This is a genomic window from Blastococcus sp. MG754426 (assembly GCF_021699055.1).
In the GTDB taxonomy this organism is placed as follows: domain Bacteria; phylum Actinomycetota; class Actinomycetes; order Mycobacteriales; family Geodermatophilaceae; genus Blastococcus.
The window spans coordinates 1-9,259 of record NZ_SSXC01000111.1; the positions used below are offsets into that span (position 1 = coordinate 1).

A 9,259-nucleotide genomic window follows, 5' to 3' on the forward strand; every position below is an offset into this window, starting at 1 on the left:
GGCGGGGAGAGCTCGGGCGGCGGGGACGGCGGCGACCTCGCCGTCGCGGTGGTCACGCACGGCTCGGCGGGCGACGCCTTCTGGGACGTCGTGCAGAACGGCGCCGAGGCGGCCGGGGAGGACCTCGGCATCGCCGTCGACTACCAGAGCGACGGCGACCCCCAGCGCCAGGCGCAGCTCATCGACGCCGCGGTCAACCAGGGCGTGGACGGCATCGTCGTCTCGATGGCCAACCCGGACGCCCTGCAGGACTCGATCGAGGCGGCGACCGGCGCCGGCATCCCCGTCGTCACCGTCAACTCCGGCGGGGACCGCTCGGCCGAGTTCGGCGCGATCGGGCACGTCGGCCAGGACGAGGTGGTCGCGGGCCAGGGGGCGGGCCGGCGGCTGGCCGAGGACGGCGCGACGAGCGTGCTCTGCGTCGTCCACGAGGCGGGCAACATCGGCCTGGACCAGCGCTGCTCGGGCGCCGAGCAGGGCTTCACGGAGGCGGGCGGGGGGCCGGGGGCCTTCTCCGTCGTCCAGGTGGACATCAACGACCTCACCGGCGCCCAGTCGACGATCGCCTCCCAGCTGCAGAGCGACCCGGCCATCGACGCGGTGCTCACGCTCAACTCCGCGCTCGCGCCGGTGGCGGTCGAGGCCGCCGCGGACGCCGGGTCCGAGGCGCGCGTGGCCACCTTCGACCTGAACGCGGACGTCATCAGCGGCATCCAGGACGGCGACATCGCCTTCGCCGTCGACCAGCAGCAGTACGAGCAGGGCTACCTGCCGGTGGTCATGGTCAAGCTCTACGCGGAGAACCTGAACACCGTCGGCGGTGGGCAGCCGGTCCTCACCGGCCCGGGCTTCGTGGACGCCGAGAACGTCGACGAGATCGCCGACCTGGCCGCGGAGGGCACCCGCTGAGCACCCGCACGGACCCCGCCCCGGCCGGGGCGCGCGTCGACGAGCGGCTGAGCGTGCCCGGCCCGCTGCGCCGGCTGCTGGTCAAGCCCGAGCTCGGCGCACTGGTCGGTGCGGTCGTCGTCTTCACCTTCTTCGCCGTCCAGTCCGAGGTCTTCCGCTCGCCGCGGGGCATCGCGAACTGGCTGGACCCCGCCTCGACGCTCGGCATCATGGCGGTGGCCGTCGCGCTGCTGATGATCGGCGGGCACTTCGACCTCTCCGCCGGCGTGATGACGGGGACGACGGCGCTCACCGTGGGCATCGTGGCCACCGAGCTCGGCCAGAACATCTGGGTGGCCATCGGCGCCGCGCTGGTGCTGGCCCTGGCGATCGGCTTCGCCAACGGGTGGCTGGTCACCCGCACCCGGCTGCCGAGCTTCATCATCACGCTCGGCACCTTCCTGATGCTCCAGGGGTTGAACCTGGGCCTGACCAAGCTGTTCACCGGCACGGTCACCGTCGGGGAGATCGACGAGGCACCGGGTTACGCCGCCGCCGAGTGGGTCTTCGCCTCGCGCGTGCAGGTCCTCGGGGCCGAGGTCCGGGTGGCGGTCCTCTGGTGGGTGCTGTTCACCGCGCTGGCCAGCTGGGTGCTGCTGCGGACCCGGTTCGGCAACTGGGTGTTCGCGACCGGCGGGGACGAGGTCGCGGCGCGCAACGTCGGCGTGCCCGCCCGGCGCACGACGATCGCGCTGTTCATGACGACGGCGGCCGCGGCCTGGTTCGTCGGGACGACGCTCGCGGTGCGGCTGACGTCGGTCCAGGCGAACACCGGCATCGGCCAGGAGCTCATCTACATCGTCGCCGCGGTGATCGGCGGCTGCCTGCTCACCGGCGGCTTCGGCTCTGCGGTCGGCGCCGCCCTGGGGGCGCTGATCTTCGGCATGACCCTGCTGGGCATCCCCTACCTGCGCTGGGACGCCGACTGGTTCTACTTCTTCCTCGGGGCGATGCTGCTGCTGGCCGTCCTGGCCAACCGGCTGGTCCGCCGCTACGCCGAGGCGGCACGGCGATGACGCCCCCGCCGGTGGCGCCCCCGGTCGGCCCGCCGCTGCTCGAGCTGCGCGGCGTGGGCAAGGACTACGGGTCGGTGATCGCGCTCGACGGCATCGACGCGACCGTGCGCGCCGGGGAGGTCACCTGCGTCCTGGGCGACAACGGCGCCGGGAAGTCGACGCTGATCAAGGTGCTGGCGGGGGTGCACGCGGCCGACCGCGGCGCGGTGCTGCTCGACGGGGCGCCGGTGACCTTCGGCTCGCCCCGCGAGGCGCTCGACGCCGGCATCGCGACCGTCTACCAGGACCTGGCGATGATCCCGCTGATGTCGATCTGGCGGAACTTCTTCCTCGGGGCCGAGCCCACCCGCGGGTGGGGGCCGTTGCGCCGCTTCGACGCCGCCCGCGCCAAGGAGGTCACCCGGCGGGAGCTCGCGGCGATGGGCATCGACATCCGCGACCCCGACCAGCCGGTGGGCACCCTCTCCGGTGGCGAGCGGCAGTCGGTGGCCATCGCGCGGGCGGTGCACTTCGGGGCGCGGGTGCTCATCCTCGACGAGCCGACCTCGGCGCTGGGCGTGAAGCAGGCCGGCGTCGTCCTGCGGTACGTGGCGCAGGCCCGTGACCGCGGCGTCGGCGTCGTGCTCATCACGCACAACCCGCACCACGCCCACCCGGTCGGCGACCGCTTCCTGGTGCTCAACCGGGGGCGCAGCCTGGGGGAGTTCGCCAAGACGGACATCAGCCGGGAGGAGCTGACCAGGCTGATGGCCGGCGGGGCCGAGCTGGAGGCGCTCGCGCACGAGCTGGAGCGGCCCGGCGGCTGAGCCGAGCCGCCGCTGTCGACATACCGACCGCGACGGAACGGTCACCTCACGTTCTGAGCGCGGCCCGGCGTGGGCTCCGCGTGTTGCCTTTGTGACTCCCGGTGACAGTGGGACCGTTCGCGGGCCAGACCGCACACCCTCTTCCCCAGGGAGCGAGCTCATGTCCCAGCGCCGTCCGCACGGACCGGCGACTCCGCGGGCCGGCCGTCGCCGGCCCGTCGCGGGCCGCTCACCCCGCACGCTGCGCACCGCCCTGGTCGGGGTCGTCGCGGGGGTCGCGCTGGTGCTCACCGCCGCGCCCGCCGTCGCCGTCCCGGCGCCCCCGCCCAACCCGACCGACGGCCAGCTCGGCGCCGCGCGCAGCCAGCAGGAGGCGGCCGCCGCGGAGGTGGGCCGCATCCGGGCCCTGGTCGCCACCGCCGAGGCCGACCTGGAGCGCGTCGGGGTCCTGGCCGAGGCCGCCGGCACCGCCTACGAGGCGGCGGTGGAGGAGCTGCAGCTGGCCCAGGAGGCCGCGGACCGGGCGGCCGACGAGCTTCGCGCGGCCGACGAGGCGGTCGCGGCGGCGGCGCTGCGGATCGCCGAGTTCTCCCGGGACAGCTACATGAACGGCGGGAGCCTGACCAGCTCCGCGGCCCTCCTCGACGCCGAGGGCCCCGGCGAGCTGATCCAGCGCGCGGCGATGCTCGACTACGTCGCGGCCAACCAGCTCGACGTCCTGGGCCAGTTCGAGATCGCCCGGGTCCGCCAGGCCAACGCCGAGTCCAGCGCGCGGGCGACCCGCGACGAGCGCGCGGCCGCGGAGGAGACCGCCGAGGCCGCCAAGGCCCAGGCCGATGCCCAGCTCGCCACGCAGCAGGCCGCCTACGCCGAGATCGAGACGCAGAAAGCGCAGTACGAGCAGCAGCTCCAGGCGGCCCAGATCCACCTCCTCGAGCTGCAGGGCGCTCGCAACGCCTACGACCAGTGGGTCGCGCAGAAGGCGGCCGAGGAGGCCGCTGCGCGGGAGGCGGCCGAGCGCGCCGCCCGCGAGGCCGAGGCGGAGGCCGAGGCCGCCCGCGAGCGGGCCGACGCGGGCAGCGGCGGTGGTGGCGGGGGTGGCGCGGTCAGCGGCTCCGGGTACGTCAAGCCGACCTCGGGCCGCGTGTCCAGCTGCTACGGCTGGCGCTGGGGCGCCCTGCACGGGGGCGTGGACATCGCCGCCCCGATCGGCACCGACGTGTACGCGGTCGCCAGCGGCGTGGTGCGGCGCGCCGGCACCGCCACCGGCTTCGGGTACGCGGTCTACATCGAGGGCGACGACGGCGCGGTCACCGTGTACGGCCACGTCCACCGGTACTTCGTCGCCGCCGGCCAGCGGGTGTCCGCGGGGCAGAAGATCGCCGAGGTGGGCAACCGCGGGCAGTCCACCGGTCCGCACCTGCACTTCGAGGTCCACCCCAGCGGGCAGATGTACAGCGGGCACGTGGACCCGGTGCCGTGGCTCAACGCGCGCGGGGTGTTCGTCGGCGGCTGCGGCGGCTGAGCAGAGGGTCGACGCCCCGGGGCCTGGACCCGGCACCGGGGCCCCCGTCGGGTCCGACCGCGTGCCGGGGCTAGCTGGTGGGGGCGCTCGTGCCGGTGGGCCGCGCCAGGCCGCACTCGTCGACCAGGTAGCGCTCCACGTTGGTGGAGGACTGGCTCAGCTGCTGCTGCAGCGGGGCGAGCTGCTCCTGGAGGGTGGCCAGCGCGTTCGGGTCGGTCGGGTCGACGCCCTGCAGGGTCGTCGCGACCTGCTCGACCCCGTCGGCCAGGGCGTTCCAGTCCGCAGCGAGCTCCTCGGGCGCCTCGAGGGCGCGGATCTCCTGCGCCGCGCCCTGGAAGGTCTGCGGCAGATCGGCGGGGTTCCCGGCCGTGACGCTCCCGGTGAGCCGCTCGACGATGCCGGTCGCCTCGGTGCAGAACTCGCTCCCGGCGGCGGCCGGGGTCTCACCGGCGGTGGTCTCACCGGCGGTGGTCTCGCCGGCGGTGGTCTCCTCGGCCGCGGTGGTCTCCTCGGCGGCGGTGGTGCCCTCGTCGTCCGAGCCGCTGCAGCCGGCGAGCAGGGCGAGGGCGGCCGCGGCGGGGAGCAGCCCGGACCGGATCAGGGAACGGCGCATGGACCGAGGCTAGCGGCCGGTCGCGCGTCCCGGGGGCCTCGCGGCTAGCGTGCCCGACGTGGCCGTCCCGACCGACCCCCGCGCCGCGTGGGGGCTCCCCGCGCCCGGCACCCTGCCGCGGACCGCCGAGCTGGAGCCCCTGGTCACCCGCGTCCTGGCGCCCAACCCCTCGCCGATGACCCTGGACGGCACGAACACCTACGTGGTGGGCGCACCCGGGAGCGGGCAGGCGGTGCTGGTCGACCCCGGACCGGACGACCCCGCGCACCTGGCCGCCGTGGAGGCGGTGCTCGCCGCGCGGGCGGCGCGCTGCGTCGCGGTCCTGGTCACCCACCACCACGGCGACCACGCCGAGGCGGCGCTGCCCTGGGGGGCCCGGCTCGGCGCGCCCGTCGCGGCCGCCTCCGGGGACGTCGCCGGGCCGGCGGGCCGGCTGCTGGCCCCGGGCGAGCGGCTCACCCTGGCCGGGACGGCGATCGACGTCGTCGGCACCCCCGGCCACACCGCCGACCACCTGGCCTTCCGCCTGGAGTCGGGGGCCGTGCTGGTGGGTGACCACGTGCTGGGGCGCGGGACGTCGGTCGTCACCCACCCCGAGGGTGACGTGGTGGCCTACCTGGAGTCGCTGCGGCGGGTGCACGACCTGGGCCCCAGCGCCCTCTACTGCGGTCACGGCCCGGAGCTGACCACCGACCCGGGCGCGGTGCTCGAGTACTACCTGGCCCACCGGGCGCACCGCGAGCAGCAGCTGCTCGACGCCCTGGCCGCCGGCGCCGGCGGCGTCGACGAGCTGGTCGCCGCGGTCTACGCCGACGTGCCCCGCGAGGTGTGGCCGGCCGCCGCCCAGTCGACCCGCGCCACGCTGGACAAGCTGGCCGCCGACGGCCGGGTGGAGCTCACCGGCGACGGCCGGGTGCGGCCGGCGTGACCGGCGTCCCCGTCGTCACGGCCGCCGAGAGCGAGCGGGACCAGCGCCGCGCGGCCGCCGGGCTGGCTGCGGCCGGCATCCGGGAGGGCGACCGGCTGCTGGTGTCGGCGGCGGCCTCGCCCGCGCTGCTGGCCGTCGTCCTCGGGGCGCTGCGCACCGGCGTCGTGCCCGTGGTGCTCGATCCGGCGCTGCCGGCCGGGGAGCGGGCGGCGCTGGCCGCCGACGCCGAACCCGCGCTGGACGTCGGTGCCGAGCCCGGGCGGCTGCTCGGTGCGGCCGAGGCGCCGCTGGCCCCGGTGCCGCTGGCCCGGCCCATGCACTACACCTCCGGCACGACCGGCCGCCGCAAGGGCGTGTGGTCCGGCGTCCTGGACGGGGACGACGCGCGCGCCCTGGCCGGCGAGGAGATCGACCTGTGGGAGTTCGGGCCGGGGGACCGGCACGTCGTCCTCTCCCCGCTGCACCACAGCGCGCCGCTGCGCTTCGCCGTCCACACGCTGCTCGCCGGCGGCGAGGTGCTCCTGCCCGGGCCCTTCGACGCCGCCCGCGCGGCGCGGGTGGTCTCCGACCAGCGGCCGACGACGGCGTTCTGCGTGCCGACCCACCTGCAGCGGCTGCTCGCGCGCGACGACGTCGACTGGTCCTCCTTCCGCCGGCTGGTGCACGCCGGGGCGCCGTGCCCGGAGCCGCTCAAGCGCGCCGTCCTGGCGGCGCTCCCCGCCGGGAGCGTGTGGGAGTTCTACGGCTCCACCGAGGCGCAGTTCACCGTCTGCTCGCCCGAGGACTGGCTGGCCCACCCGGGCAGCGTCGGCCGGGCCCGGCCCGGGCGGCGGCTGGAGACCGACGAGCGCGGGCAGCTGTGGTGCGCCGTGCCCCGCTGGGCGCGGTTCGAGTACTGGCGGGCCCCGGAGAAGACGGCGGCCGCGTGGCAGGGCGACCGCGTGACCGTCGGCGACCTGGGCCGGGTCGACGCCGACGGCACCGTGTGGCTGGACGGGCGGCGGGAGGACCTCGTCATCTCCGGCGGCGTGAACGTCTACCCGGCCGAGGTGGAGGCGGTCCTCGATGCCCATCCGGGGGTCGTCGAGAGCGCGGTGTTCGGCGTTCCGGACCCGGACTGGGGGCAGCGGGTGGTCGCGGCCTACGTGGGCCCGGCCGCGGCCGGGGAGCTGGCCGGCTGGGCCCGCGAGCGGCTCGCGCCGGCCAAGCGCCCGAAGTCGCTGCACCCGCTGTCCGAGCTGCCCCGCACCTCCACCGGCAAGGTGCGTCGGCTCGACCTGCCGGGGGTGCTCGGTCTGCCCGGTGGCTGAGCACTGGGACGTCGTCGTGGTCGGGGCAGGGACGGCGGGCTGCCCGCTGGCCGCCCGGCTGGCCGACGCCGGACGGCGGGTGCTGCTGCTGGAGGCCGGCGCGCACCACCCCGACCCGGCGTCCGCGCCCGCCGAGCTGCGCGACGCCACCAGCCTGCGCGCCGCGGTGAGCGGCCACCCGGCCAACTGGGACCTGCCCGGTCTGCTGCCGGGCGGGCGGGCGGTGCGGGTGCCCCGGGGTCGGGTGAGCGGTGGCTCCAGCGCCGTCAACGCCGGCTACTTCGTGCGCCCGACGCCGGCCGACGCCGCGGGGTGGGCCGCCGCCGGCAACGACCTGTGGGCCTGGGAGCGGCTGCTCCCGGCGCTGTGCCGGCTGGAGAGCGACCGGGAGTACGGCGACCGCCCCGGGCACGGCGCCGACGGCCCGGTACCGGTGACCCGCCCCGCCGGGGGACCACCCCTCGCGCGGGCGTTCGCGGCGGCGGCCGAGGAGCTGGGGCTGCCCGCCGAGCCGGACAAGAACGGCGGCGGGGCCCCCGGCTACGGCCCGCTGCCGCGCAACGTGGTCGACGGCGAGCGGATCAGCACCGCCACGGCCTACCTGGCCCCGCGGCGCGGGCACCCGGGGCTCACCGTCCGCGGGGGCACCCGGGTGCTGCGCGTGCTCGTCGAGCGGGGCCGCGCGGTGGGGGTGCGGACGGCCGGCGGCGACGTCCGCGCCGACGAGGTGGTGCTCTCCGCCGGCGCGGTGGGCTCGGCGCACCTGCTGCTGCTGTCCGGCATCGGCCCGCCCGATCGGCTGCGGGCGGCCGGCCTGGACGTGCTGGTGGGCGCACCCGGCGTGGGTGCGGGGTGCTCGGACCACCCGCTGGTCTACCTCCCGTTCCGTGCCCGGGCCGGTACCGGCGCGGCGCCCGGCGGCGCACCGCTGGACGGCGTCCTGCACGCGACGTCGGCCGGGGCCGAGCTGCCGGGCGACCTCGAGGTGCTGCCCTGGCTGGCGCCGTTCGCCCAGGTGATGACCGGCCGCGCCGTACCCGGGGACGCGGTGGTCGAGGTCGGGGTGGCGCTGCAGCGGACCGTGGGCCGGGGGCGGCTGGTGCTCGCCGGAGCCGACCCGGCCGCCCCGCCGGTCGCGGAGTACGGCCACCTGGTGGAGGAGGCCGACCGGCGGCGCATGCGGGAAGGGGTGCGGCTGGCCGCGGACCTGCTGCGCACGCGCGCGCTCGCGGAGGTGGGCGCCCCGGCGGGCGAGCCGGCCGCGGCGGTCCTCGCCGACGACGCCGCGCTCGACGCGTGGATCACCGCCCGCCTGACCACCGCGGTGCACCTGTCCGGGAGCGCCCGCATGGGCCCGGAGGGCGATCCGGGGGCCGTCGTGGACCAGGAGCTCCGGGTGCGGGGAGTCGAGGGGCTGCGGGTGGCCGACACCTCGGTGCTGCCGTGGGTGCCCAGCCGGGGGCCGGCGGCCACCGCGGTGCTCGTCGGGGAGCGGGCGGCCGAGCTCATGACCGGCTGAGGTCCGGCAGCGGCTCGACGTCGCCCTCGTGCGCGGCTCGTCCCGCGCGTCGCCCCCCGGGTGTGGACGCACGCGGGTCCCGGCGGCGCGTGGATGCAGCCGCCGGGACCCGGGCTCGTGGGGTCAGCGGACGGCGGGCATCTCGCTGGTGGAGAGGGTCGGGGCCGACCAGGCGTCGGGGTGCGGCCGGCCGGCGTCGGCGGCCCAGTCCGGCGTCCGCGGCCCGCTCTGCGCGCCGCGGCTGGTGGTCGCGGGGCGGGCGCTCAGGCTCACGATCACGGCCAGCAGCACGAGCAGACCGACCAGCACACCGCCGATGACCAGGAGCGTCGAGAGCATGTGCTCAACGTAGGCGCCCGAACCCGCGCTGTCACCGGGCAGAAGTACCCGAAGATGCGCGCCGAGTTCCGCAGAGTTCACCCGCGGTTCTCCCAGCGCGCACCACCGGCCTCGTCACCTCTCGCCCTGGCCGGCGCTGGAGCGCGGCGGCGGGGACGTGCATGGCGGGGGTGCGCGGGCGGGTAGGGCAGCCGCCGTCGATCGAGGGGAGGGCCCGGTGCCGGATCTGGCGGCAGCTGCCGGGCGGCTGGTGGC

At 77.0% G+C, this 9,259-nt stretch carries 9 protein-coding genes; 7 read left to right on the forward strand and 2 right to left on the reverse strand.

Annotation, left to right across the window (positions count from 1 at the left end; genetic code table 11):
• From E9549_RS21540 to E9549_RS21555, 4 genes are all read left to right on the forward strand, one after another.
• A partial coding sequence (locus E9549_RS21540) for a sugar ABC transporter substrate-binding protein (protein WP_236828639.1) occupies positions 1 to 909 on the forward strand: 909 nt, incomplete at its 5' end.
• 53 nt (positions 910 to 962) lie between these two features.
• Complete coding sequence (locus tag E9549_RS21545) at positions 963 to 1,964, forward strand: ABC transporter permease (protein ID WP_236828640.1); 1,002 nt, start codon at positions 963 to 965, stop codon at positions 1,962 to 1,964.
• Positions 1,961 to 2,770, forward strand: coding sequence for an ATP-binding cassette domain-containing protein (locus E9549_RS21550; RefSeq protein WP_236828641.1), 810 nt, complete (start codon positions 1,961 to 1,963; stop codon positions 2,768 to 2,770). The genes E9549_RS21545 and E9549_RS21550 overlap by 4 nt, the downstream gene beginning before the upstream one ends.
• A 160-nt stretch (positions 2,771 to 2,930) precedes the next feature.
• Complete coding sequence (locus E9549_RS21555) at positions 2,931 to 4,295, forward strand: M23 family metallopeptidase (protein WP_236828642.1); 1,365 nt, start codon at positions 2,931 to 2,933, stop codon at positions 4,293 to 4,295.
• 70 nt (positions 4,296 to 4,365) lie between these two features.
• Here E9549_RS21555 and E9549_RS21560 read toward each other — a convergent pair whose 3' ends face one another.
• Positions 4,366 to 4,908: a hypothetical protein gene (locus E9549_RS21560; RefSeq protein ID WP_236828643.1), complete on the reverse strand. Its 543-nt coding sequence runs from the start codon at positions 4,906 to 4,908 to the stop codon at positions 4,366 to 4,368.
• A 58-nt stretch (positions 4,909 to 4,966) separates the two neighbouring features.
• On the opposite strand from E9549_RS21560, the gene E9549_RS21565 reads away from it, so the two are divergent.
• Genes E9549_RS21565 through mftG form a run of 3 tightly spaced genes read left to right on the forward strand, consistent with a single transcriptional unit; the run spans position 4,967 to position 8,665 of the window.
• Positions 4,967 to 5,836 (forward strand): MBL fold metallo-hydrolase, encoded by an 870-nt coding sequence (locus E9549_RS21565; protein WP_236828644.1) that lies wholly within the window; start codon positions 4,967 to 4,969, stop codon positions 5,834 to 5,836.
• Positions 5,833 to 7,146, forward strand: a complete 1,314-nt coding sequence (locus E9549_RS21570) for a class I adenylate-forming enzyme family protein (protein WP_236828645.1) — start codon at positions 5,833 to 5,835, stop codon at positions 7,144 to 7,146. Before E9549_RS21565 ends, E9549_RS21570 begins: the two co-directional genes overlap by 4 nt.
• On the forward strand, positions 7,139 to 8,665 hold the full coding sequence (gene mftG / locus E9549_RS21575) for a mycofactocin system GMC family oxidoreductase MftG (protein ID WP_236828646.1): 1,527 nt from the start codon (positions 7,139 to 7,141) through the stop codon (positions 8,663 to 8,665). Before E9549_RS21570 ends, mftG begins: the two co-directional genes overlap by 8 nt.
• 123 nt (positions 8,666 to 8,788) lie before the next feature.
• Here the strand turns inward: mftG and E9549_RS21580 are convergent, their stop codons facing one another.
• Positions 8,789 to 9,004: a hypothetical protein gene (locus E9549_RS21580; protein ID WP_236828647.1), complete on the reverse strand. Its 216-nt coding sequence runs from the start codon at positions 9,002 to 9,004 to the stop codon at positions 8,789 to 8,791.
• Positions 9,005 to 9,259: the final 255 nt, after the last annotated feature.